We start from the raw sequence: 22,601 nt of genomic DNA on the forward strand, positions 1-22,601 counted from the left end.
CGGACCGGCTCAACGGTAGGTGATCTCGACTGTGTTGTCCGGGTCGTAGACCTCCTCCACGACGTCGAAGTCCGCGTCCACCGGCCGCGCGTCCACGTCGGCCTTGCCCGTACCGACAGTGGTGCCCGCCGCGACCCGGAAGCCCAGCGTCAGCAGAACCTCCTTGCCGGCGCCGAGCCCGTCGAGGTCGCAGGCCACCGGCTCCCGGGTCGTCTCCGGGTCGTTGCGGCAGGCCGTCCAGCCACCGCCGTCCGGGCGTACCGCCGCCGGCAGGCCGAGCCGCAGGGCCACGTGGGCGGCCAGTCCGGTCTTGTTGCGGACGCGCACGGTCACCGTGCCGACCCGGGAGCCGTCCGGCGCGTCGGCCAGCACCAGGTTCGTGGCGGTGACGGCAAGGTTGACGTCGTGCCGGTTCGGGCCGAAGCTCGTCGGCCCGGAGACCTGGGCGAAGGCGTCGCCCTTCCAGCGGTAGCCCCGCCACTGCCGTTGTGACCACTCGGCGGGCCAACCGCCGCCGGGCGCGATGTCACCGACCTCTACGCGGACCGTGCCGTCACTCACCACGTCGAGCGCGATCAACCACTGCGGCTTGTCGATGGTGGTCGCGACCACCCGGTCCAGCGTGACCACCTTCCCACCCTCGTCCCGGTCGAAGGCGACCACCTGCGTCGGCCCCCCGGTGCCGAACACGCACTGCACGAGCGCCACGGTCTCCACCGCGCCGTCCCCGTCGACGTCGCCGTGGTCGAGCGCCGCGAGCCAGTTGACGCCCTCCCGGTTGTCGCCGCTGAGCCGCGTCTGCGACGTCGGGCAGTCCGATCCGGCCGGCCACGCCGGCAGGGTCACCGATGCGCCGAGCAACTGTGCCCGGCTGATCCGGCCGTCGGGTACGGCGGAGGCGGGACCGCCAGGTGTCGCGGACGGGCTGGGAGTCGGGGTGGCCGAGCCGCCCGGCGTGGGCGACACCGAGATGCTGGGCGTCGGCTCGACCGGATCCGGCCGGTGGTCCGGCCCGTTCATCGCCGCGTACCCGAGGGCCGACCCGCCGAACAGCGCGAGCGCCGTGGTGGCGGTGGTCGCCAGCCGACGCCGGCCGCGGCCTCGTACCGTCCGCCGGACGGCGGCCGGGCCGGGCACCTCGACCTCTTCCAGGAGGGTACGGCGGTAGCGGGTGAACTCTTCGGCCAGGCCGACGGCCTCCTGCTCAGACATCCCGCACCTCCTCGTTCGTGTCGCGTAGCTGGGTGGCGAGCGCGGCCCGGCCCCGGTGCAGCCAGGACTTGACAGTCCCCTCGGCGACCCGTTCCTGGGCGGCGATCTCCGCGACCGTCAGGTCGGCGAGGTAGTGCAGCACGACCGCCCGCCGCTGGTTCGGCGGCAACGTCGACAACGCGGCGTGCAGGGCCACCCGGTCGGGACTGGGCTCCGGGACGTGCGTCTCCCGCTGCCGCAGCAGCCACCTCTGGGCGGTCCGCAGCCGCCGCCAGCGGTTGTGGCCGAGGTTCCAGGCGACCCGGCGGACCCAGGCCACCGGGTCCTCGTATCCGGCGATCCGGTCCCAACGGGCGTACGCCCGGCAGAACGCCTCCTGGACCAGGTCCTGCGCCTGCCCGAGGTCACCGGTGTACGCGGTCAACTGCACCACGAGTCCCCGGAAATGGGCGTGGTAGAAGTCGTCGAAGACCAGTTCGGCGGCCTCCGGCGCGGAGTTGCCCGGCGGGTCGGGTGGACGTCCGCCCACCCGTACTCCTCTTGTCACAAGCACTCGTCCTCCCCGTGGTGGCCGCGGGCGGCGTGGGTCGCCAGCACCCGTCACACACCTGGGCGCGTCGGCAGGTTGCGGGTGAGCCGTTCGACGTTCCTGTCCGGTCCGGGACAGCGCACCGGATGGCACAGATCGGTCAATCGAACATCAGTCATCAATATTAATATGTATAACTATATGTAGGTTTCATCGCATTCGCCGGTTCCGTACGGTCAAGTCATCAAGCACCACCGAGACGGGGAGAGAAAATGACGATGCGTCAGATCCTGATCAGCGGAGTGACAGCGGTGGCCGGGCTCGCCTTGGGCCTGGGAGGCGCGGCGGCAGCCGTCACGGCGATCGGCCCCGGCCCCGGTGCGCCGGGCGAGATCGGCCCCGGCCCCGGTGCTCCCGGTGAGATCGGCCCCGGCCCGGGCGTGTCCCTCGCCATCGGCCCCGGCCCGGGTGCTCCCGGGAAGATCGGTCCCGGCCCGGGCGTGATCCTTGCCATCGGTCCCGGCCCGGGTGCTCCTGGGAAGATCGGTCCCGGCCCGGGCGTGATCCTTGCCATCGGTCCCGGCCCGGGTGCTCCTGGGAAGATCGGTCCTGGTCCGGGCGTGATCCTTGCTATCGGTCCCGGCCCGGGCACTCCTGGGAAGATCGGTCCCGGCCCGGGCGTCGCGGAGTTGACCGCCGGCGCCACGGTGACGGCCTGAGCGGTGCGTAACGGGCCCGGCCAGCACCGCTGGCCGGGCCCGACCGGCACCTCGATCCTTGTCTGGCGTGAGCTTTCACGATGATCCTCCCGCGACCCTCTTCGTCGGGTGACGCGCGTAGCCCGGAGAAGCCACGAACGAGGCTCGGAGCTGCTGTGGTTGACTGTCCCGTGGGGGACGGAAGGGGGCGGTCGTGCAGCTACCGGCAGTGGTGGGTGAGCCGATCCGGTTCGTGCTGAACTGGGGCCGCCGCTACTCGCTCTGGGTGTTCAACTTCGGGTTGGCCTGCTGCGCGATCGAGTTCATCGCCACCAGCATGGGTCGGCACGACTTCATCCGGCTCGGCGTGATTCCGTTCGCCCACGGTCCCCGCCAGGCCGACCTGATGGTGGTGTCCGGCACGGTGACCGACAAGATGGCTCCGGCGATCAAGCGGCTCTACGACCAGATGCCCGAACCGAAGTACGTCATCTCGTTCGGCGCCTGCTCCAACTGCGGCGGCCCCTACTGGGACTCGTACTCGGTGACCAAGGGTGTCGACCAGCTCATCCCGGTCGACGTCTACGTGCCCGGCTGCCCACCCCGGCCGGAGGCGCTGCTGCACGGCATCCTGCGCCTCCAGGAGAAGATCGCCGCCGAGCAGTCCGGCATCGGCGGTGTGCCGCAACGGGATCTGCTGGCCGCCCCGCTGGACGCGCCGCCCCGCGAAGCCGCCGCCCCGCGCTCCGTCGACTCGCTCACCGCCGCGCCGGTACGCCCACCCGCGACGAACTGACGACGGCCGAGCCGCCGCCCGGACTTCTCCGAGCGGCGGCCCGAGTGGCCGGTCAGCCGTTGGCCGCGACCGCCAGGGTGGTCCGGACGACGTTGTCGCTCGGGTCGGCGTCGGGAGTGGTCGGGTACCAGTTGGTCGCCACCTCGATGTCGATCAGTTCGCTGGCATCGGCCGGATCGGTCGGCGGGCTGACGACAAGCGCGAAGCTGTACTCCTCGCCGGGCATCAACCGCAGCTCCGGCACCGGCACCAGCGCGCCGCCGCCGTTCACCGGACCGCTCGTCGGGTCGGTGTGCCAGAACACGGATCCGGCGGGCAGGGAACTGACCCGCACCGAGAAGCTGACGTGCGGCGCGTCGCCGTCATAGCGGATCGTCACCGGCACCCGTAGGTTGCCCTCACCGTCCGGGAGGACCGTCACCGGGCCGTCCAGCCTGATCGAGGCGTCCGGCTGCGCGTCCTGGACGTACGGGCGGGGACGGGTCAGCGACCCGTTGGTGGACCGGAACAGCGCGCTGAGCGGGGTACGCGCCACCAGACCGTCGATGCTGGAGTAGACCTCGACCCAGCCCCCCTTCATGATCATCGGGTAGGTCCGGGGGTTTGTCAGCACGTGGAAGTCGAGCACGTTGCGGCTGCTCTCGCCCGGGGCCAGGTCGGCCCAGTTGTCCGTCAGGGAGCAGTTGGCCACCCGGCGGTTGTCCTCCACCCGCATGTCGAACATGTCGCACGCGGTGCCGTCGAACTGGAAGGCGCCCGGCACCGGCTCACGCAGCTTGTAGTAGAAGTAGTCGCTCTCGCTGCCGGTGTTGGTGACGGTCAGCGCGACGCTGCCCCGGTAGCCCCGCTCGGTCGGGCTCAGGATCAGCTTGCCCACCGACAGCGTGCGACCGTCGCGGTCCGCCGGCGCGGCCACCGCCGGGCCGGTGGTGGCGACGGTCGCGGTCAGGCCGAGCAGTACGGCGGTGAGCAGGGTCCCCGTTTTTCTGAACATGGATGGCTGGTCCTCCCGTGATGGTGGCCGGTGCGGATCGCATCGACTGCTTTGTTAGACACCGGCGAACCCAGGGAATGGTTGCCGTCGCACGACAATCAATTTGGTGTCGTCAAGCATCGGTGCCGGGATACGTGCGGGTGGCCGGGCCGGACTAGCCTGCGCATCATGAGCAGCTCAGTGGATCAGCGGTCCGCCCACATCGTCGACGTGCTCACCGACGAGTTCGGCGAGTCCATGGCGATCGACCCGGCCGCCTTCCGCCGCAAGTTCCGGAAGATGGCCGCCTCCCCGTTCGCCTTCTACCGGGGCAGCGCGGCGCTGTTCTACGCCGACCAGCGCGGTGACTTCGCCGACGACCGGTTCCTCGACGAGCGGACCAGCCGGGTGTGGATTCACGGCGACCTGCACGCGGAGAACTTCGGCACCTACATGAACGCCTCCGGGCAACTCGTGTTCAACGTCAACGACTTCGACGAGGCGTACGTCGGGCCGTTCACCTGGGACCTGCGTCGGCTCGCGGCCAGCGTGGCGCTGCTCGGCTACGGCAAGGCGCTCTCCGACACGGCGATCGGTGATCTGGTCGCCGGCTTCGCCCGGTCGTACCTGGCCGAGCTGCGGGCGATCGCCGCCGGCGGCGACGACGCGATCGGCTCGATCACGCTGGAGAACGCCGACGGTGTGCTGCGCCGGGTGCTCCAGCAGGCCCGGCTCAACACCCGCGTGGACCTGCTCGCCGCGCAGACCACCATCGACAACTACGAGCGGCGGTTCTCCATCGGGGACGGGGTCTTCGAGGTCGACGACGCCACCCGCGACCGGGTGCGCGCCGCCTTCCAGGACTACCTGGGCACCCTGCCGACCGCCTCGACGCAGCTCCGGCCGGTCGCGGCGCGGATCAAGGACGTGGTGCTGCGCAAGGGGGTGGGCATCGGTTCGGCCGGGCTGCCGTCGTACAACCTGCTGCTGGAGGGGCACACCCAGGCCCTGGAGAACGACGTCGTCATCTACATGAAGCAGGCGCAGGTGCCGGCCGTGGCGCGGTACGTCACCGACAAGTCGGTCCGCGACTACTTCCAGCACCAGGGGCACCGGACCGCCGAGTCGCAGCGGGCGTTGCAGGCGCACGCCGACCCGTGGCTGGGCTTCACCGAGCTGGACGGGGCCGGTCAGCTCGTCGCCGAGGTCTCCCCGTACGCCGCCGACCTGGACTGGTCGGACGTGAACGAGCCGGAGGAGCTGACCGGGGTGCTCGTCGACCTGGGCCGGGCGGTGGCCCGGATGCACTCGGTCGCCGACGACGAGTCCAGTCACGACCTGGTGGACTACTCCACGGAGGAGGCGATCGTGGCCGCGGTGGACGCCGACGAGCAGGGCTTCGTCGCCCACCTGGTCGATTTCGCGCACGCGTACGGGGTGCGCGCCCGGCAGGACCACCAGCTCTTCGTCGACCTGTTCCGCAACGGCCGGCTACCGGGCATCTGAGCGGGCGGGGCGGCACTCAGGAGGCGAACTCCAACACCACCTTGATGTCGTCCGGCCCGGCGGTGTACGCGTCGGCGTACCTGTTGGCCGGCACCCGACGGGTGATCAGCGACTCCAACCACACCTGGTCGGCGCGGGCCAGCGCCTGCGCCGCCATGTTCCAGTGCCGCCGGTTGGCGTTCACCGAGCCGAAGACCACGTTGTTCTCCAGCACCAACGCCCGGTTGAGCGCACCGGCGTCGAAGTCGATGCTCCGACCGCCGCTGGACACCCCGGCCAGGCAGACGATGCCGGTCGGGCCCGCCTTGCACATGACGTCGAGGACCACCGTGGGCGCGCCGGTGCACTCGATCACCACGTCCGGTTCGAAGGGCAGGTCGTTGACCGGCACCGTGTGGTAGGTGGCCCCGAGCCCGGCGACCAGCTCCGGCTTCGGCCCGTCGGTGGCCCGGTCCAACACGTGCACGGAGAGCCCGCGCTGGGTGCCGAGCAGGGCGGCCAGCAGCCCGATCGGCCCGGCCCCGGTCACCAGCACGGTCTGCGGCTGCCACTCGGCCCGGTGCCCGATCCGCTCGATGTGGTCCCAGGCCTTCGCCACCACGCTCGTCGGCTCCAACAGCACGCCGACCTGGGCCAGCGCCGGGTCGAGCCCGACCGCGAAGCGGGGTTCGATCCTCCACCGGTCGCGGGCGAACCCGGGTAGCGCCTTGATGCCGTGTTCGGTGTACAGGCCGTTGCGGCACATGTCCCACTCGCCGACCGCGCAGTTGGGGCAGGGGACCGGGTCGGGATGCCGAACGATCCCGGCCACCAGGTCACCCGGTTGCAGCGTGCCGCTGGAGTCCTCGATCACCCGGCCCAGCGACTCGTGCCCGATGACCAGGCGGTCCGCGCCCGGCGGCGCCTCGCCGTACTGACCGGCGATGATCTCGTGGTCCGTGCCGCAGATCCCCACCGCCAGTGCCTCGACCAGCACCGAGCCCTCCTCGGCAGCCGGCTCCGGCTGATCCTCGACGAGGCTCAGCGAGTTGGCGACTCCGGGTCTCACAGTCACAGCGCGCACGTGCTCATCTTTCCCCGCCGACGGCTGCGCCGCTCGCAAAGCCGGCAGATCACCGGGCCTCGGCGGCGGCCAGGCGCGCACCCGGCCGGCACTAGGATCAGCCACATGACTCCCGAAGCCCTCGGCGCTCGGCTGGTCGCGCTGCTCGCGCCGGTTGCGGCGACCCCGTCGGTCTCCGGCGGGCAACGGTTCGCCCGCGCCACCGTGGACGTCCCGCCGGAGAGCTGGCTGACCGCTGTTCGGGCCGCCCGCGACGACGAGGCGTTGGCCTGCGACTTCTTCGACTGGCTCTCCGCCGTTGACGAGTTGACCGACGGCTTCGACGTGGTGGCGCACCTCTGGTCGACGCGGCTGCGCCACGGTGTGCTGCTGCGGACCCGGCTGCCGCGCGACGCGGCCACGGTCGCCTCGGTGGTCCACGTCTACCCGGGTGCCGCCTGGCACGAGCGGGAGACACACGAGATGTTCGGCATCGGCTTCGCCGGCCACGGTGACCTGCTGCCACTGCTGCTGCCGCCGGAGTTCGAGGGGCACCCACTCCGGAAGGAGTTCGTGCTCGCCTCCCGGGTCGCGAAGCCCTGGCCGGGCGCGAAGGAACCGGGCGAGTCCGAGGCCGGCGGTGGACGCCGGCCGATCCGCCCGCCGGGCGTACCCGCTCCGGGCGAGTGGGGGACCACACCCACCCCGGCCGGCGCCGGTGGCGTGGGGGAGGGCCCGCGTGGCGGCACCCCGGCCCGCCCGGCCGGTGAGCGTCCGGCGCGGCCCGCTCCGGGGACCCGTCCGACGCGTACCCCCAGGTCCGCCGCGGGCGACAGCGACCCGGCCGCATCCACGCGGCCCGCGCCCGCCGACGGCCCGGCCGCGCCCGCGACGCCCGCGCCCGGTGGCGGGCCGGGCTCGGCCGACCAGCCGGGGTCGGGTCCGGTCGCGGACCCGGCGGCCCGCGACGGCCGCACCGACGACGACGGGGGTACGACCTGATGCCGCTCTGGGTGGAGCTGGTGCTGCGGGTGGGTGGCGTGCTCGTCGCGTTCCTCACCCTGCCGTTGCTCGTCGGCCAGGCCGAGCACAAGGTGATGGCGCACATGCAGGGCCGGCTCGGCCCGATGTACGCGGGTGGCTTCCACGGCTGGGCCCAGTTGGTCGCGGACGGGGTCAAGTTCGTGCAGAAGGAGGACGTGACCCCGCGCGAGGCCGATCGGGCGGTGTTCCGGCTGGCCCCGGCGGTGGCGCTGGTCCCCTACCTGCTGGTGCTGCTGGTCATCCCGCTCGGCCCGAACGACCTGGTCGGGCAACCGTTGGACATCGGCCTGTTCTTCGTGCTGGCCGTGGTCGGTGTCGGTGTGGTGGCGGTGCTCATGTCGGCGTGGGCGTCGGCAAACAAGTACAGCCTGCTCGGTGGGCTGCGCGGGGCCGCCCAGTTGCTCGGTTACGAGCTGCCGCTGGTGCTGGCCGCCGCCTCGGTGGCGATGGCGGCGGGGACGCTCAGCCTCTCCGGCATCGTCGAGGCGTGGCAGCCGTGGTGGTTGCTCTGGCAGGCGCCCGCGATGATCGTCTTCTTCGTCGCCGGGCTGGCCGAGATCCGCCGGCCGCCGTTCGACATGCCGGTGGCGGACTCGGAGCTGGTCTTCGGCTACATGACCGAATACACGGGTCTGCGCTTCGCGTTCTTCCTGCTCGCCGAGTACGTCGGCATCGTGGTCATCGCCGCGCTGACCACCGTGCTGTTCCTCGGTGGCTGGCAGGGGCCGTTCGCCGACGATCAGCTGGGCTGGCTCTGGACGCTGCTCAAGATCTTCGCGGTGTCCTTCGTGATCATTTGGCTGCGGGTGTCCTACCCCCGGCTCCGTGAGGACCAGCTCCAGCGCCTGTGCTGGCTGGTGCTGGTACCGGCATCCCTCGCACAACTGGTCCTCACGGCCGCAGTCCGCGTAGCCCTGTAAACAACCCGCCCCACCCCCGCCCTCACTCCCTGCCCACCCTCCCTGCCCTCACTCCCGCCTCACTCCCGCCTCCCTCCCGCCTCACTCCCGCGTCGATCTTGCACTTTCTGCTCCGACGAAAGTTGCCAAATGGGGCATCTCGACGACAGAAAGTGCAAGATCGGCGCGGACGAGGGGCCGGGATGCTCTGGTTAGCGCAGCGGGGTGTGGGCCGGGTCTACCGGCTCGGTCGGGGGTGGGGGCGGGGTGCCGTCGCCGAAGGGGCGACCGCCCAGGGCCTCCCGACCGTGCGGGGTGACCCAGTTGGACAGGTCCGGGCCGAGCGGCACGATCCCCGTCGGGTTGATGTCGCGGTGCACCTCGTAGTAGTGCCGCTTGATGTGGTCGAAGTCGATGGTGTCGCCGAAGCCGGGGGACTGGAACAGGTCCCGGGCGTACGCCCACAGCACCGGCATCTCGCTGAGCTTCTGCCGGTTGCACTTGAAGTGGCCGTGATAGACCGGGTCGAAGCGGACCAGCGTCGTGAACAGCCGCACGTCGGCCTCGGTGATGGTGTCGCCGACCAGGAATCGCTGGTCGGTCAGCCGCTCGGTCAACCAGTCCAGCCGGTCGAAGAGCCGGTGGTACGCCTTGTCGTACGCCTCCTGGTTGCCGGCGAACCCGCACCGGTAGACGCCGTTGTTGACGTCCCGGAAGACCACGTCGTTGACCTCGTCGATCTGCGCCCGCAGGTGCTCGGGATAGAGCTGCGGGGCGCCCTGACGGTGGTACGCCCGCCACTGGGTGGAGAGGTCGAGGCTCATCTGCGCGTAGTCGTTCGTCACGACCTGCCCGGTCGGCTCGTCGACGATCGCCGGGACGGTGATGCCGCGTTCGTAGCCGGGGAAGCGTTTGAAGTACGCCTCCTGGATGCGTTCGATGCCGAGCACCGGGTCCCGGCCACCCGGATCGAGGTCGAAGGTCCAGCTCCGGGCGTCGTGGGTCGGGCCGGCCACCGCCATCGAGATGGAGTCCTCGAGGCCGAGCAGCCGACGCACGATGATCAGACGGTTGGCCCACGGGCAGGCCCGGCTGACCGCCAGTCGGTACCGGCCCGGCTCCACCGGGTATCCGTCGCGCCCGTCCTCGGTGATCCGGGTGGCGATGTACCGCTGGTCGCGGGTGAACTCGCCACCCGGCTCGACGTACTTTCCGCCTGTGTCCTCGCCCACGTCATCCTCCGGTCCGTTGCCCGCCTCCGTCCCATCCTCGCTGATCTTCGGCCCGGCCGTGGGGTGCGGCGCAACCTGGCCCGTCTCGGGGCCGGACGGCCCGGTTACCCTGCCGGCATGACGGATGTGCAGGCGGCGGCCCGGCGGTTCATCACCGACGTGTGGAACGCGCGCCGGGAGGAGTCCGCGTACGAGTTGGTCGCCGAGGAGTGCCCGGGGCTGGGCGGCACCGGGCCGGAGGCGACGCTGGCCTGGCACCGGGAGCGGCGGGCGGCCTTCCCGGACCTGCGCTACAAGATCGTGGACGTGGTGGCGGCCGGCGAGCGGGTGGCCGTGCACTGGCGGGCCGCCGGCACGCACGCCGGGCAGTTCGGGCCGGTACCGCCGACCGGGCAGGTGGTCAGCTACTCCGGGGCGACGTTCCTGCGCTTCGACCCGACGGGCCGGATCGTCGAGGTGTGGGGCTGCACCGAGTTGTTCCAGTTGCTGCAACAGCTCGGCGTCGAGATGCTCCCGCCGGCCGTCAGCGGGCCCGGGGCGTAATCCGGCTGATCGGCAGATTGATCGGAAACGGCTCGCCGGTGTCGACGAACTTCGTCCACCGCCCGGTCTCCGTGTAGACCTCGTTCACCGCGTCGATCCGGTGGGTCACGACCTCCAACGCGCCTTCGGTCTCGATTCGCCAGTAGTACGGGATGCCGGCCTGGGCGTACAGCGCCGGCTTCAACACCCGGTCGAGCGTCTCGGTGCCCTCTCCGACGACCTCGACGGCGAGCACGACGTCCCGCGGGGTGTACCAGTGCCGGTGCCCCTCGTCGTTCACGGCGTGGATGATCACCCCGTCGGGCACGAACGTCCGCCTGTCGCTCAGCCGCACCTCCACGCCGTGGACGCCGTCGTACCCGTCTGGTGCCATGCCGTTCAGCGCCGCCATGAGACGTGCCGTGAGCTTCTGATGTGTGGTTCGAGGAGGCGGCGGCATGAGCAGAATGCCGTCGAGCAATTCGCGGCGGCGATTGTCGTCGGGGAGTCTGTCGGGATCGTCGGTGGTCCAGCCGCCCTCTGGAACGCGAAACGTTTCCAGTTCGTTCGTCATCGATCCTCCGGCCGGTTTGCGCATCCCACGGACACCCTGGGGTCGTCGACCTGTGGGTGGTGGTCGCGCGCGCCGGGGCCACAGGGCAGGATGGTCGGCATGACCCACCCCAGCGAGCACGGCGACCCGGCCGGCGCCACCGGCGCGCGCGGCCTGCCCGGCGCGGGCCTGGTAAAGGGGCTGGCGGTCACGCTCAAGACGATGACCAGCCGCTCGACCACCCAGCAGTACCCGGACGTGGCCCCCGAGCTGCCGCCCCGCTCGCGTGGCGTGATCGCGCTGTCGGAGGAGAACTGCACGGTCTGCATGCTCTGTGCCCGGGAGTGTCCGGACTGGTGTATCTACATCGACTCGCACAAGGAGGAAGTGGTGGTGCCCGGCGCCGCCCGCCCCCGCCAGCGCAACGTGCTCGACAAGTTCGACATCGACTTCTCGCTCTGCATGTACTGCGGCATCTGCATCGAGGTCTGCCCGTTCGACGCGCTCTACTGGTCACCCGAATTCGAGTACGCCGAGTACGACATCAAGGACCTGCTGCACGACAAGGACCACCTCGGTCAGTGGATGGCCACAGTTCCCGCGCCGCCCGCGCACGACCCGAACGGGGAGCCGGCCAAGGAGGAGACCGCCGCGGCCCGCAAGGCCGCCGCCGCGCGTCCGGCCCCTTCGGTACGCCCCGACGCCGACCAGGACCCCGCGTCGTGACCGCCCGAGGCGGAGAGTCTGCCCGGGTCGGAGAGGCGGGCCGGTGACCGGCGCGGACGTGCTGCTGCTCGCTCTCGGCGCGGTGGCGGTCGGTGCCGGAGTGCTGGTGGTGACCACGAAGCACCTGGTCCGGGCGGGGCTCTACCTGGTGGTGTGCCTGGGTGCGCTGGCCGGTGACTTCCTGGTGCTCAGCGCCGAGCTGGTGGCCTGGGTGCAGGTGTTGATCTACGTGGGCGCGGTGGTGGTCCTGCTGCTGTTCGCGGTGATGCTGACCCGTGCGCCGATCGGCGCTTCCGACGACCTGGACCGGCCCGGCTGGCCGGCCGCCCTGATCGGTGGCGGCGCCGGGCTGGGGCTGACCGTCCTGCTCGTCGACGCGTACCGCTGGAGCACCGTCGCGCTGCCCGCCGCGGGCACCGCCGAGCGGCTGGGTGAGCAGATCTTCCAGTCCTGGGTGCTGCCGTTCGAGGTGCTCTCGGTGCTGCTGCTGTCCGCCCTGGTGGGCGCGATCGTGCTGTCCCGGCCGGACATCGGCCGAGCTGGCCCGCACCGCGACGGCCGGGGAGCTGACCTGGCCGACAGCTCGCCCGGGGGGCGCCGGTGAGGCCGGTCATCCCGTACGTCACCGCCGCCCTGCTGTTCGGCCTCGGCGTCTACGGCGTGTTGCGCCGGCGCAACGCGGTGCTGGTGCTGATGTCTGTCGAGTTGATGCTCAACGCGGTGAACCTGATCCTGGTCACCGCCGACACCACCGCCCGCGCCGTGCTGCCGCACTCCGGGCAGGTCTTCGCGCTGTTCGTGATCGTCCTCGCCGCCGCCGAGATCGGGGTGGGGCTGGCCATCGTCCTGCAGCTCTACCGGCTGCGGGCCACCGTCGCGGTGGATGACGTGCCGTTGACCGAGCCGGCGCAGACCGTCGGCGGGCGAGAGCCGGCGCAGATTGTCGGCGGGCGAGAGCCGGCCGCCCTGGACACGGAGGCTCGCCGGTGACCGGGCTGCTCGGGGCGCTGCTGCCCGCCGTACCGCTTGTCGCCGGCCTGGCCGGCCTGCTGTTGCCGCCGGCTCCACGCCACAGCGACACGACGGGTGGCCGGGCGCGACAGGTGGCCGTGGCGCTCGGCGTCACCGGCGCGGCCGTCGCGTTGGCGCTGGCCGTCGCGCTGCTGCTCACCGTCGACAGGCCGACGGAGACGTCGACCACCTGGGTCGACGTCGGCGGGCTGGCGGTGACGCTCGGCGTACGGCTGGATGGCGCCGCCGCGCTTGTCGCGGTGGCGGTCACCGCTGTCGCGCTGGCCGTGCAGGTCTACTCGATCGGTTACCTGCGGCGCGGTCCACACGACGACGTCGACGTCGACCACCGCTACCCGCCGTACGCCGCGCAGATCAGCCTCTTCACCGGCGCCATGCTGCTGGTGGTGGTCGCCGGTGACCTGATCATGCTGTTGGTCGGCTGGGAGGTGATGGGCCTCTGCTCGTACCTCCTCATCGCCCACGACCGCCGACTGCCCGGCGCCCCCGCCGCCGCCATGAAGGCCTTCCTGGTGACCCGGGTCGGTGACGTCGGGTTCCTGCTCGGCATCGCGTTGCTGGGTGTGTCGACGGGCAGTTTCCGGATCGCCGACGTGCTCGCCCATGACCACTCCACGGCGACGTTGACCGCCGCCGGTCTGCTGCTGCTCGCCGGGGTGGCCGGCAAGAGCGCCCAGTTCCCGCTGCACACCTGGCTGCCGGACGCGATGGCCGGCCCGACGCCGATCTCCGCGCTGATCCACGCGGCGACGATGGTCGCCGCCGGGGTGTACGCCGTGACCCGCCTCTATCCGATCTTCACGGCCGCGCCGGTGACGCTGACGGTGCTGGGGGTGCTCGGCGCGATCACCCTGCTGCTGGGCGCGCTCGCCGCCACCGCGCAGGACGACATCAAGCGGGTGCTGGCCTGGTCGACGGTGTCCCAACTGGGCTACATGACCGGCGCGCTGGCGGTCGGCTCACCGGCGGCGGCGCTGTTCCACCTGCTCACCCACGCCGCGTTCAAGGCGTTGCTGTTCCTCGCCGCCGGCGCGGTGATCCACGCCGTGGGCACCACCCTGATGTCGGAGATGGGCGGGCTGCGGCGCGGCATGCCTGTGACGTTCTGGTGCACGGTGGTGGGCCTGGGCGCGCTGGCCGGGGTGCCGCCGTTGGCCGGGTTCTGGAGCAAGGACGGCGTCCTCACGGTGGCCGAGGCCGCCGCGCTGGACGGCACCGGCCCGGCACCGTCCTGGGTGGGCTGGATCGTCTGGATCTCCGGTCTGCTCGGCGTGGCGATCACCGCCTGGTACGCGGGCCGGCTGTTGCTCCGCGCCTTCTTCGGCGCCCCACGCCTGCCGCTGGTCCGGCCGCACGACCCGCCCGCGGTGCTGCGTTGGCCGGTGCTGCTGCTGACCGTGCCGGCCGCGCTGCTCGGCCTGGTCGGGTTCGTCGGCGCGTTCGCCGACCGCCTGCGGTTCCCGACGGTGCCGGTGGCGGGCTCCGAGGACGGCCTGGTCCATGTCGGGTCGGGAGTGCTGCTGCCGCTCGCGTTGCTGCTGGTCGGCGCGGGGCTCGTCACGCTGGGCTGGCGGCGGAACCCGGCCGCCGACCCGGCGGCCGCGCTGGGTCCGCTGCGGCCGGTCTTCGCCCGCGCGTTCCGGCTCGACGACGTCCAGCACACTCTCGTCGTACGCCCCGTCCGCGCGTTGGCCCGCGTCACCCGCCTCGGTGACGAGGTGGTGGTGGACGGTGCCGTCGAGGGCAGCGGCCGGGCCGCGACCGGTCTGGGTACGGGGCTGGCCGCGCTGCACCGGGCGGCGCTGCCCCGGGCCGCCGCCGGTGTGTTGGCCGGCGCGCTGCTGATCGGGCTCGCCGCCGCCGCGATCGGAGTGGTCCGGTGAGCGCGAGGAGTGCGCCGGGGTTGCGCGCCCCGCAGTCGCGAACAGCGGCGGGGCTTGTGAGCGCGAGGAGTGCGCCGGGGTTGCGCGCCCCGCAGTCGCGAACGAAGGCGGTCCGGTGAGGGTTGGGCAGGTGTTGCTGGTTACCGTGCTGGCGGTGCCGGCGCTGGGTGCGGTCGCGGTGGTGGCGACACCCCGGGACCGGGCGGCCCGGCTGGTCGGGACGGTCGCGGCGGCGCTGACCCTGGTGGCCGCGGTGGGGCTGGTGTTCGGCCGTCTGCAGTGGGTGGTCTGGTCGGACAAGCCGGCGGTGTTCCCGTGGCACTACCTGGATCGGCCCTGGGTGCCAGGTCTGGAGTTGCGTCTCCACCTCGGCGTCGACGGGGTCTCCTGGCCGCTCGTGGTGTTGACCGCGCTGCTCACGCTGCTCTGCTGCGCGTACACGCTGTGGCGGGTGCCGGACGGCGGCAGTGGCCGGGCGTTGGTCGCGTTGCTGTTGGTGGTCGAGGTGGGCATCCTGGGCACCTTCCTCGCCCTGAACCTGGTGCTGTTCTTCCTCTTCTTCGAGGTCGTCCTGCTGCCGATGTACGCGATCATCGCCGGCTGGGGCGGCGCGGACCGGCGTCGGGCGGCCCGCAAGTTCGCGCTCTACACGCTCTTCGGTTCGGTGCTGCTGCTGGTCGGCGTGTACGTCGTGGTCGCGGCCACCGGCACCGCCGATCTGATGTGGTTGACCGGCGGCGCGGGGATGTCCAGGGGCACCCAGTTGGCGGCGTTCACGCTGTTCGCGGTGGCGTTCGCGGTGAAGAGCCCGCTGTGGCCGCTGCACTCCTGGCTGCCCGACGCGCACACCCAGGCCCCCACGGTGGGCAGTGTCGTGTTGGCCGGGGTGCTGCTGAAGATGGGCACCTACGGTCTGATCCGGGTTGCGGTGGGGGTGGCGCCGGAGGGCGCCCGGTGGGCGGCGCCGGTGCTCGGCGTGCTGGCCGTCGCCGCGATCCTGGTCGGTTCGCTCGTCTGTCTGGCCCAGACCGACGTGAAGCGGCTGATCGCGTATTCCAGCGTGGGGCACATGGGCTTCGTGCTGCTGGGTGTGGCCACGCTGACCACCGTTGGCATCCAGGCGGCGTTGATCGGCAACGTCGCGCACGGCGTGATCACCGGCCTGCTGTTCTTCCTGGCCGGGGCGGTGAAGGACAGGACCGGCACGGGCACCCTCGCTGAGTTGTCCGGGTTGCGGGAGACCGCACCCCGGTTGGCGGGTCTGCTGGCGTTCGCGGCGATCGCGTCGCTGGGCCTGCCCGGGTTGGCCGGTTTCTGGGGCGAGGCGTTCGCGGTGATCGCCGCCGTGCAGGTGGGCGGCCCGCTCTGGACCACCCTAGGGGTGCTGGCGGCTGTCGGTGCGGCGCTCACCGCCGCGTACTTCCTGCGGTTGCTGCGCCAGGTCACCCACAATCGGCCGAGTGCCGCCGTCGGGCGGGTCGGTCCCGGCCTGGCCGGTGCGGAGCTGACCGCGTGGGTGCCGCTGGTGCTGCTCGCGTTGGCCATCGGGTTGGTGCCGACGCTGGTGCTCGGCGTGGCCGAGGGTCCCGTGAACGACCTGATCGGGGTGGTCTTCCCATGACCGGCGTGCAGAGCGTGGACAACGTCGCGCTGCTCCCGGCCTACCTGGCCGCCGGCACCGCCGTACTCGTGCTCATCACCGATCTGCTCCTGGCGCGACCACGGGCCACGATCGTGGTGGCGGCGCTCGGCGCGCTCGGCACCGCGGTCGGCGCCGCCCTGGTCGGAGCGGCCGGAGAGCGGCGGACGTTCTGTGTCGGCGGCGACTGCTCCTGGATCTTCGGCGGTCGGGCCGCTCTGGTCGGCGCGGTGGTGGCGCTGCTGACGCTGGGCGTGCTCGGGCTGTCCGTGCCGGCGCTGCGGGGCGGACGGTCGCCGGTGGGGGAGTACTGCTTCCTGCTGGCCTGCTCGATGACCGGTGGTGTGGTGCTCGGCGCGGCCGGCGACCTGATCACGCTGATCGTCGCCCTGGAGACGTTGACCCTGCCGCTGTACGTGCTCGTCGGCCTGCGTCGGGGCAGCCTCGCCAGCGCCGAGGCGGCACTCACCTTCTTCGTGGTCAGCGTGGTCGCGACCACCATCACGCTGCTCGGCGCGGCGCTGCTGTACGCGGTGACCGGTGGGCTGCACCTGGACCGGCTCGGCGCGCTGCTCGCCGAGCGGCCGGAGGTGCGGGACCTGCCGCTGACCACCGCAGCGGTGGCGTTGCTGCTTGTCGGGTTGGCGTTCAAGGTGGCGGCGGTGCCGTTCCACGCCTGGGCGCCGGCCACCTACGACGGGGCGCCGCTGCCGGTGGCCGCGTACCTGTCGACGGCGTCGAAGTTGGGTGGCCTCGTCGCGCTGCTCGCCGTAATGCGGCAGGCGCTGCCGGCGGAGCAGACCGGCCCGGTGCTCGCCGTGCTCGCGGTGCTCACCATGACCGTCGGCAACCTGGTCGCGCTGCGCCAGCGGCGTACCGTCCGGTTGCTCGCCTGGTCGTCCGTCGCGCAGGCCGGCTACATCCTCGCCCCGCTGGGGGCGCTGGCGCTGGCCGCCGGCCGCACGGACGAGGCACGCTCCGCCGCGTACGCCGCCGCGGTGGCGTACGCCGTCTTCTTCGTGGTGTTGGAGCTGGCCGCGTTTGCCGGGGTGACCGCGTTGCGCCCGACCGGTGCGGACGGCGGCACGCTCGACGACCTGCGCGGGGCGGCCCGCCGGCACCCGTGGCGGGGCGCGGCGCTCGGTCTCGCGCTCGTGGGTCTGGCCGGCCTGCCGCCCGGTCTGGCCGGCCTGTTCGCGAAGGTGACAGTGGTGCGGGCCCTGCTGGACGGTGGGGCGGCGTGGCTGGCGCTCGTGGTGGCGCTGAACGCGGTGATCGGGCTGGCGTACTACCTGCGGGTGACCGCCGCGCTCTGGGCACCGGCGACGACGGAGCCCGGCCCGGTCGCGGCGACAGGCGGGGGCGGTGCGGTCGCCGTACCCCTGGTGGGTGTGGTGGCCGTGGTGCTGGCGGTGACGACGGTGGCCGCCGTGGTGCTGGGTGTCGCCCCGCAGTTGGTGCTCGACCTCGCGGGCCGCTGACCTGCGGATTCCAGTCTCAGTGAACTCTCAGCGTTGAGACGGATGGTTGGCGGGTACCGGGTTGTTGCACCGGTCAGCGGATCCCGGCGATCCGTGCACCGAAGGAGAGATCGTGCACCACAACCGTCTGAAGACCGCCGCACTGCTCGGCCTGCTCTCCGCGCTGATCCTCGCGGTGGGCTACGGGTTCGGTGGCAGTGGCGGCCTGGTCATCGCCGTCCTCATCTCACTTGTCATGAACGGCGTCACCTACTTCTACTCCGACAAGCTCGCACTGCGCTCAATGGGCGCGCAACCGGTCACCGAGGCACAGTTCCCCGACCTGTACCGGATGGTGCGGGAGTTGGCGACCGACGCCCGGCAGCCGATGCCGCGCCTGTACGTCAGCCCGACCGCGCAACCGAACGCGTTCGCCACGGGTCGCAACCCGCAGCACGCGGCGGTCTGCGTGACCCAGGGCATCACCGAGATCCTCGACTACCGCGAGCTGCGCGGTGTGATCGGGCACGAGCTGTCGCACGTCTACAACCGGGACATCCTGATCTCCAGCGTGGCGGCAGGTCTGGCCAGCATCATCACCCTGCTCGCCAACCTCGCCTTCTTCATCCCGCTCGGTGGTGGGGACGACGAGGACCGGCCGAACCCGGCCGTGCTGTTGCTCACCCTGATCCTCGGCCCGATCGCGGCGACCGTGATCCAGTTGGCGATCAGCCGGAGCCGCGAGTTCCAGGCGGACGCCTCGGGCGCGGAGTTGAGCCGTGACCCGCTGGCCCTGGCGAGCGCACTGCGCAAGATCGACGCGGTGGCCCGCCGTCGGCCGTTGCCGGCTCAGGGCCAGCTCACCAGCACCGCCCACCTCATGATCGCCAACCCGTTCCGGGGTGGCGGCATGGCCGCGCTCTTCTCCACCCACCCGAAGATGGAGGACCGCGTCGCCCGGCTGGAGCAGATGGCCGCCAACGCGGGGCCGGTGCAGTTCCAACGCTGACCCGCTGATCCACCGCCTCCGCCCGTACCCGCGCACCCCGGGTACGGGCGGAGCGCTGTATTTCGGTTGTCGGCCGGCACTTCGGTGGCGTTAGGGTCGTAACGGCTCACGCTCATTACATCCCCGGGAGGTTCACGGTGTCCGCGCTGCGTCAGTACCTGGGTGTCTGGCGGATTCCCGGCGCCCCGATGCTGCTGATCCTCGGCATCGTCGGGCGGCTCGGCATCGGCATGACCCCGCTGGCGCTGCTGCTGGTGGTCGAGCAGGTGACCGGGCGGTACGCGCTGGCCGCCGTCGCGGGCGGGATCTACGCCGTCGCCGGTGCCGCCCTCAGCCCGGTGGCCGGGCGGATCGCCGACCGGGTCGGCCCCAGCCCCGTCCTGCTCGTCACCGCCGTGACCCACCCGCTGGCGCTCATCGGGCTGCTGCTGGCCAGCCGCTCGGGCGACGACGCCCTGCTCACCATCTACCTCGCCAGCGCCGTGGCCGGCGCCACCTACCCGCCGCTCACCGCCGCCATCCGTGGCGCCTGGAACGACCTGACCAACCCGGGATCCGGCCGGTACCCCCTGCGCAACACGGCGCTCGCCGCCGAGACCTCGCTGTTCGAAATCGTCTTCGTGCTCGGCCCACTGCTCGTCGCCGCCTTCGTGCTCATCGCCGACGCGGCGGCCGCGCTGATCGGTGCCGCCGTCGTCACCCTTGTCGGCACCACCGCCGTGGCCCTCGGCCGGGTGATGCGCGGTTGGCAACCGCACCCCCGCGAGCACCACGCCCGAGGGCTCGGCCCGCTGCGGGTCGCCGGCTTTCCCGCCCTGCTGATCTGCGTAGCCGGACTGGGCATCGCCTTCGGCGCCGCCGGGGTGATCGTCCCCGCGTTCGCCAGCGGCCACACCACGGGCGACCCGGAGAGCCTGGCCGGCCTCCTTTTGGCCGTCCGGGGATCGGCAGCGCCATCGGCGGGTTCTGGTTCGGCGTCCGCAAGCCGGCGGTCAACATGACCCGACAGTTCGCCCTGCTGCTCGCCGCGTTGGCCGCCACCTTCGCCGTGTTCGCGGTGATGCCCACCCCGCTGGCGCTGGGCGTCGCCCTGGTCGTCGGCGGAGCCACCATCGCGCCCGCGCTGACCCTGGAGAACACCCTGGTCGGCCGCATCGCCCCGGCCGGCATGCTGAACGAGGCGTACACGTGGGTGGTCACCGTAGCGGTAGCGGCGAGCGCCGCCGGCGGCTCGGTGGCCGGCCTGATCGTGGATCACGCCGGCGGTGTCCGGTGGGCGTTCCTGTTCGCCGGGGCGGCCGTCGCCGTCGGCGCCGGGGTCGCGGCCCTGCCCGCCGGGCCCATCGCCCGCGCCGAAACCACAGCGGTACGCGCCGAAGCCCCCGTCCCGGTCTGACGCTCTCGTGCCTGCCTCGGGTCGGGCGTGCCCCCGCTGGGCTTGATCCACTCGGCTTCCTTGATGTCGGGCTATCGCGGGCGCGAAGATGCCCCGACATCAAGGAACTGCGAACTCAGCCGGTATCTCGCTCGGCGATGGCTGGCATCATCGCCCGGATGCGAACAAGCGAGCTGCTGCGCCGACAGGACGAGCTACAGCGTGAGGCGCTGGAGGTGCGTGCAGACCTCGGTCTGGACGCCCACCTCTCCGCCCACGGCGAGGTTGTCTGCGTCGGCAGCGCCGCGCTCGGCCTGATGGTGTGGCGCGACCTCGACCTCACCGTGATCTCGACCCGGCTCGACGCCGAGGCTGTGGCAACGACAGGCGCGCGGATCGCAACACATCAGCGCGTACGTGAGGTGACCTTCCGCAACGACACCGGTCGCTGGAACATCGACCCTACCTATCCCGACGGCCTGTACCTGAAAGTGCAGTGCGCCAGCCAGCTCGGCGAGATGTGGTCGGTCGACATCTGGTTCGTCGACGAGCCAGACCGCCAGCCCGACCTGGAGCACCTGCGGACGCTGCCGCAACGACTGACCACCGCGAGCCGCGCGGCGATCCTGACGATCAAAGACGCGTGGGCAGGTCGAGCGGAGTACGGCCAACAGGTGCGAAGCTGGGACATCTACACGGCGGTGCTCGACCACGGAGCGCGCACCGTCGACGACTTCGACGCGTGGGTACGTGGGGCCAGGCCAGATCGTCGCGGTTAAGGCCTGTTTCATCAGGGCGGTCGTGCCGAGGCGGAGTCCGGGCGGCGATCCGGCAAGGCGCCGTTTCGGTCCGATTCCGGTGTTGTATCCGGGCGGAACCGCAACGCCGCCGGTCGTCGTCCGGGCCCGCCGCAGGCCGGCCAGCTCTTCTGACAACAGGCCTTAGTCGGAGGTTGTGGGGCCGCCGCCAGGCCGCCGGGGGCCGAACAAAGCCAGCCAACGATGACCAGTGGCGACGACATCTGCGCAGGCCGCGGGGCCCAGGTGAGCCAGCGACCTGCGGTGGAGCGGTTGCCCTACCGGTAGTTGTCGAACTGTAGGGCGACGCCGAAGTCCTCGCCCTTGAGCAGCGAGATGACCGCCTGGAGGTCGTCCCTCTTCTTGCCGGTGACCCGCAACTGGTCACCCTGGATCTGCGCCTGCACGCCCTTCGGGCCCTCGTCGCGGATCTTCTTGCTGATGGCCTTGGCCTTGTCGGCCTCGATGCCCTGGACGACCTTGCAGTCAATCTTGAAAATCTTGCCCGACGGGCGCGGCTCGCCCGCGTCCAGCGCCTTCAGCGAGATGTTCCGCTTGACGAGCTTCTCCTTGAACACGTCCAGTGCGGCGCGCACACGCTCCTCGGTCTCTGCCTGAAGGCCGATCGCCTCGTCGCCAGACCAGGAGATCTCCGCCCCGGTGCCGCGGAAGTCGAACCGAGTCGCGAGCTCCTTAACCGCCTGCCGGAGGGCGTTGTCGACCTCTTGACGGTCAACCTTGCTCACGATGTCGAACGACGGGTTCGCTGCCATGTTTCTGCTCCTGCTGTCCGGCGGTCTGGGCCTGCCGTCGGCCGCCGACCAGCGGCACGACCCCCTGACCGTACCCGGTTGCGCCGGTACCGGGGGGAGCCGCTATCCTTGCTTCCGCCGCCGCGTTACGACGCGGTGGGGTGCCCTGGCGGGTTGCCCGAGCGGCCAATGGGAGCGGACTGTAAATCCGTCGCGAAAGCTTCAGAGGTTCGAATCCTCTACCCGCCACCAGGGAACGGCAAGGCCTCTGAACTGCGGAAACGCAAGTCAGGGGCCTTCGTCGTCCCCGGCACGGCTTAGCCCTGGTGAGGTCGTCTTGTCCAGCGACCCCGCCACCCTGCCGGCGTCGGAGCGCGATCAGCCGAAGGGCAATCGGCCCGTCGAAACCCGCGCCGCCGGCTCCGGTGATGCCGCCGGCATCAGTCGCCGTGCTGCCTCCGGTCGGCGTCGTTCAGCACAACCGGCCTCAGGTCGTCGGGATCATCCGATGACGGCCACCCTCGCCGCCGGCTGGCGGCTACCGGAACTCGTGCACGACCTCGATCAGTCCGACGATGTGCGCGTTGAACTCGTCCAGATCCTCGGCCGGCACCCACAGCTCCAGAATGGTCTTACCGCCAGCCTGGCGGACCGGGTACCGACTCAGGAACTCCGACTCGACCCGGAAGCGGGTCACGTAGCCGACGCCGGACGCGGGCACGTTCCAGTCCCGGGCGATCATCACCGCGTAGTCCTCGTTGAGGACCGGGTAGAAGATCGGTTGATCCGGCAGGCGCGGTGGCCACGCCCGCCATCCGGACTCGCGGACGAGATCCAGCTCTTTCGGTCCGGTTGGGCGCCACAGCACCGTCGTACCGTCATCGCTGTTCATGTATGTCGACCTCGCCGCTCGGATTCCTGG

At 71.5% G+C, this 22,601-nt stretch carries 21 protein-coding genes, 1 tRNA gene and 2 pseudogenes; 16 read left to right on the plus strand and 8 right to left on the minus strand.

From position 1 onward, the window contains the following. Window positions 1–9 precede the first annotated feature (9 nt). Entirely contained in the window at window positions 10–1,212 is a 1,203-nt protein-coding gene (locus ACPXBU_RS28090; RefSeq protein ID WP_393370144.1) for a hypothetical protein, read from the minus strand. After that, the gene (locus ACPXBU_RS28095) at window positions 1,205–1,741 is read right to left on the minus strand and encodes a SigE family RNA polymerase sigma factor (RefSeq protein WP_425760375.1); all 537 of its coding nucleotides are present in this window, start codon (window positions 1,739–1,741) and stop codon (window positions 1,205–1,207) included. The genes ACPXBU_RS28090 and ACPXBU_RS28095 overlap by 8 nt, the downstream gene beginning before the upstream one ends. Before the next feature lie 272 nt (window positions 1,742–2,013). Between ACPXBU_RS28095 and ACPXBU_RS28100 the strand changes: the two genes are divergently transcribed. Together ACPXBU_RS28100 and ACPXBU_RS28105 are read left to right on the plus strand one after the other, a co-directional pair. Then, a complete protein-coding gene (locus ACPXBU_RS28100; RefSeq protein WP_425760376.1) occupies window positions 2,014–2,460 on the plus strand; it encodes a hypothetical protein in 447 nt (148 codons plus the stop codon). A gap of 193 nt (window positions 2,461–2,653) precedes the next feature. After that, window positions 2,654–3,235, plus strand: coding sequence for an NADH-quinone oxidoreductase subunit B (locus ACPXBU_RS28105; RefSeq protein WP_393370152.1), 582 nt, complete (start codon window positions 2,654–2,656; stop codon window positions 3,233–3,235). 52 nt (window positions 3,236–3,287) lie between these two features. Here the strand turns inward: ACPXBU_RS28105 and ACPXBU_RS28110 are convergent, their stop codons facing one another. Next, the gene (locus ACPXBU_RS28110) at window positions 3,288–4,229 is read right to left on the minus strand and encodes a hypothetical protein (protein WP_425760378.1); all 942 of its coding nucleotides are present in this window, start codon (window positions 4,227–4,229) and stop codon (window positions 3,288–3,290) included. A 168-nt stretch (window positions 4,230–4,397) separates the two neighbouring features. Between ACPXBU_RS28110 and ACPXBU_RS28115 the strand changes: the two genes are divergently transcribed. Next, on the plus strand, window positions 4,398–5,714 hold the full coding sequence (locus ACPXBU_RS28115) for a DUF2252 domain-containing protein (RefSeq protein ID WP_393370157.1): 1,317 nt from the start codon (window positions 4,398–4,400) through the stop codon (window positions 5,712–5,714). A gap of 16 nt (window positions 5,715–5,730) precedes the next feature. Here the strand turns inward: ACPXBU_RS28115 and ACPXBU_RS28120 are convergent, their stop codons facing one another. Beyond that, entirely contained in the window at window positions 5,731–6,777 is a 1,047-nt protein-coding gene (locus ACPXBU_RS28120) for a glucose 1-dehydrogenase (protein ID WP_393370160.1), read from the minus strand. A 105-nt stretch (window positions 6,778–6,882) separates the two neighbouring features. Between ACPXBU_RS28120 and ACPXBU_RS28125 the strand changes: the two are divergent. Further along, window positions 6,883–7,479 (plus strand): annotated as a pseudogene (locus ACPXBU_RS28125) (NADH-quinone oxidoreductase subunit C); the annotation flags it as partial. Between the two features lie 278 nt (window positions 7,480–7,757). Beyond that, a complete protein-coding gene (locus ACPXBU_RS28130; RefSeq protein WP_357807644.1) occupies window positions 7,758–8,720 on the plus strand; it encodes a complex I subunit 1/NuoH family protein in 963 nt (320 codons plus the stop codon). A gap of 191 nt (window positions 8,721–8,911) precedes the next feature. Here the strand turns inward: ACPXBU_RS28130 and ACPXBU_RS28135 are convergent, their stop codons facing one another. Further along, the gene (locus ACPXBU_RS28135) at window positions 8,912–9,976 is read right to left on the minus strand and encodes a glutathione S-transferase family protein (RefSeq protein WP_425760403.1); all 1,065 of its coding nucleotides are present in this window, start codon (window positions 9,974–9,976) and stop codon (window positions 8,912–8,914) included. A 72-nt stretch (window positions 9,977–10,048) separates the two neighbouring features. Here ACPXBU_RS28135 and ACPXBU_RS28140 point away from each other — a divergent pair, with 72 nt between their 5' ends. Further along, complete coding sequence (locus ACPXBU_RS28140; protein WP_425760379.1) at window positions 10,049–10,474, plus strand: ester cyclase; 426 nt, start codon at window positions 10,049–10,051, stop codon at window positions 10,472–10,474. Here the strand turns inward: ACPXBU_RS28140 and ACPXBU_RS28145 are convergent. Continuing rightward, the gene (locus tag ACPXBU_RS28145; RefSeq protein ID WP_425760380.1) at window positions 10,455–11,027 is read right to left on the minus strand and encodes a Uma2 family endonuclease; all 573 of its coding nucleotides are present in this window, start codon (window positions 11,025–11,027) and stop codon (window positions 10,455–10,457) included. The genes ACPXBU_RS28140 and ACPXBU_RS28145 overlap by 20 nt on opposite strands. 90 nt (window positions 11,028–11,117) lie before the next feature. Between ACPXBU_RS28145 and ACPXBU_RS28150 the strand changes: the two genes are divergently transcribed. From ACPXBU_RS28150 to ACPXBU_RS28190, 9 genes and pseudogenes are all read left to right on the plus strand, one after another. Beyond that, window positions 11,118–11,732 (plus strand): NuoI/complex I 23 kDa subunit family protein, encoded by a 615-nt coding sequence (locus ACPXBU_RS28150; protein WP_425760382.1) that lies wholly within the window; start codon window positions 11,118–11,120, stop codon window positions 11,730–11,732. 43 nt (window positions 11,733–11,775) lie between these two features. Next, window positions 11,776–12,336, plus strand: a complete 561-nt coding sequence (locus ACPXBU_RS28155) for an NADH-quinone oxidoreductase subunit J family protein (protein ID WP_393370168.1) — start codon at window positions 11,776–11,778, stop codon at window positions 12,334–12,336. Continuing rightward, a complete protein-coding gene (gene nuoK / locus ACPXBU_RS28160; protein WP_425760383.1) occupies window positions 12,333–12,722 on the plus strand; it encodes an NADH-quinone oxidoreductase subunit NuoK in 390 nt (129 codons plus the stop codon). Before ACPXBU_RS28155 ends, nuoK begins: the two co-directional genes overlap by 4 nt. Further along, complete coding sequence (locus ACPXBU_RS28165) at window positions 12,719–14,647, plus strand: NADH-quinone oxidoreductase subunit L (protein WP_425760384.1); 1,929 nt, start codon at window positions 12,719–12,721, stop codon at window positions 14,645–14,647. Before nuoK ends, ACPXBU_RS28165 begins: the two co-directional genes overlap by 4 nt. A gap of 115 nt (window positions 14,648–14,762) precedes the next feature. After that, a complete protein-coding gene (locus ACPXBU_RS28170) occupies window positions 14,763–16,268 on the plus strand; it encodes a complex I subunit 4 family protein (RefSeq protein ID WP_425760385.1) in 1,506 nt (501 codons plus the stop codon). Then, the gene (locus ACPXBU_RS28175) at window positions 16,265–17,767 is read left to right on the plus strand and encodes an NADH-quinone oxidoreductase subunit N (RefSeq protein WP_425760386.1); all 1,503 of its coding nucleotides are present in this window, start codon (window positions 16,265–16,267) and stop codon (window positions 17,765–17,767) included. Before ACPXBU_RS28170 ends, ACPXBU_RS28175 begins: the two co-directional genes overlap by 4 nt. A 112-nt stretch (window positions 17,768–17,879) precedes the next feature. Further along, entirely contained in the window at window positions 17,880–18,755 is an 876-nt protein-coding gene (gene htpX / locus ACPXBU_RS28180; RefSeq protein WP_393370181.1) for a zinc metalloprotease HtpX, read from the plus strand. A 137-nt stretch (window positions 18,756–18,892) separates the two neighbouring features. Then, a pseudogene (locus ACPXBU_RS28185) lies at window positions 18,893–20,151 on the plus strand (MFS transporter). Window positions 20,152–20,309: 158 nt separating this feature from the next. Beyond that, complete coding sequence (locus ACPXBU_RS28190; RefSeq protein WP_425760388.1) at window positions 20,310–20,909, plus strand: hypothetical protein; 600 nt, start codon at window positions 20,310–20,312, stop codon at window positions 20,907–20,909. A gap of 296 nt (window positions 20,910–21,205) precedes the next feature. Here ACPXBU_RS28190 and ACPXBU_RS28195 read toward each other — a convergent pair whose 3' ends face one another. Beyond that, window positions 21,206–21,700: a YajQ family cyclic di-GMP-binding protein gene (locus tag ACPXBU_RS28195; protein WP_393370188.1), complete on the minus strand. Its 495-nt coding sequence runs from the start codon at window positions 21,698–21,700 to the stop codon at window positions 21,206–21,208. 147 nt (window positions 21,701–21,847) lie between these two features. On the opposite strand from ACPXBU_RS28195, the gene ACPXBU_RS28200 reads away from it, so the two are divergent. Then, window positions 21,848–21,931 (plus strand) — tRNA-Tyr (locus tag ACPXBU_RS28200). 286 nt (window positions 21,932–22,217) lie between these two features. Here ACPXBU_RS28200 and ACPXBU_RS28205 read toward each other — a convergent pair. After that, window positions 22,218–22,571: a hypothetical protein gene (locus ACPXBU_RS28205; protein WP_393370218.1), complete on the minus strand. Its 354-nt coding sequence runs from the start codon at window positions 22,569–22,571 to the stop codon at window positions 22,218–22,220. Between the last annotated feature and the right edge of the window lie 30 nt (window positions 22,572–22,601).

Source organism: Micromonospora sp. DT231 (genome assembly GCF_049847025.1).
GTDB lineage: Bacteria > Actinomycetota > Actinomycetes > Mycobacteriales > Micromonosporaceae > Micromonospora.

Excerpts from the sequence above, each read along its gene's own strand:
- ACPXBU_RS28090 (WP_393370144.1), bottom strand. The coding sequence starts at position 1,212 with ATGTCTGAGCAGGAGGCCGTCGGCCTGGCCGAAGAGTTCACCCGCTAC.
- ACPXBU_RS28100 (WP_425760376.1), top strand. The coding sequence starts at position 2,014 with ATGACGATGCGTCAGATCCTGATCAGCGGAGTGACAGCGGTGGCCGGG.
- ACPXBU_RS28110 (WP_425760378.1), bottom strand. The coding sequence starts at position 4,229 with ATGTTCAGAAAAACGGGGACCCTGCTCACCGCCGTACTGCTCGGCCTG.
- ACPXBU_RS28115 (WP_393370157.1), top strand. The coding sequence starts at position 4,398 with ATGAGCAGCTCAGTGGATCAGCGGTCCGCCCACATCGTCGACGTGCTC.
- ACPXBU_RS28130 (WP_357807644.1), top strand. The coding sequence starts at position 7,758 with ATGCCGCTCTGGGTGGAGCTGGTGCTGCGGGTGGGTGGCGTGCTCGTC.
- ACPXBU_RS28140 (WP_425760379.1), top strand. The coding sequence starts at position 10,049 with ATGACGGATGTGCAGGCGGCGGCCCGGCGGTTCATCACCGACGTGTGG.
- ACPXBU_RS28145 (WP_425760380.1), bottom strand. The coding sequence starts at position 11,027 with ATGACGAACGAACTGGAAACGTTTCGCGTTCCAGAGGGCGGCTGGACC.
- ACPXBU_RS28150 (WP_425760382.1), top strand. The coding sequence starts at position 11,118 with ATGGTCGGCATGACCCACCCCAGCGAGCACGGCGACCCGGCCGGCGCC.
- ACPXBU_RS28175 (WP_425760386.1), top strand. The coding sequence starts at position 16,265 with ATGACCGGCGTGCAGAGCGTGGACAACGTCGCGCTGCTCCCGGCCTAC.
- ACPXBU_RS28190 (WP_425760388.1), top strand. The coding sequence starts at position 20,310 with ATGCGAACAAGCGAGCTGCTGCGCCGACAGGACGAGCTACAGCGTGAG.
- ACPXBU_RS28195 (WP_393370188.1), bottom strand. The coding sequence starts at position 21,700 with ATGGCAGCGAACCCGTCGTTCGACATCGTGAGCAAGGTTGACCGTCAA.
- ACPXBU_RS28205 (WP_393370218.1), bottom strand. The coding sequence starts at position 22,571 with ATGAACAGCGATGACGGTACGACGGTGCTGTGGCGCCCAACCGGACCG.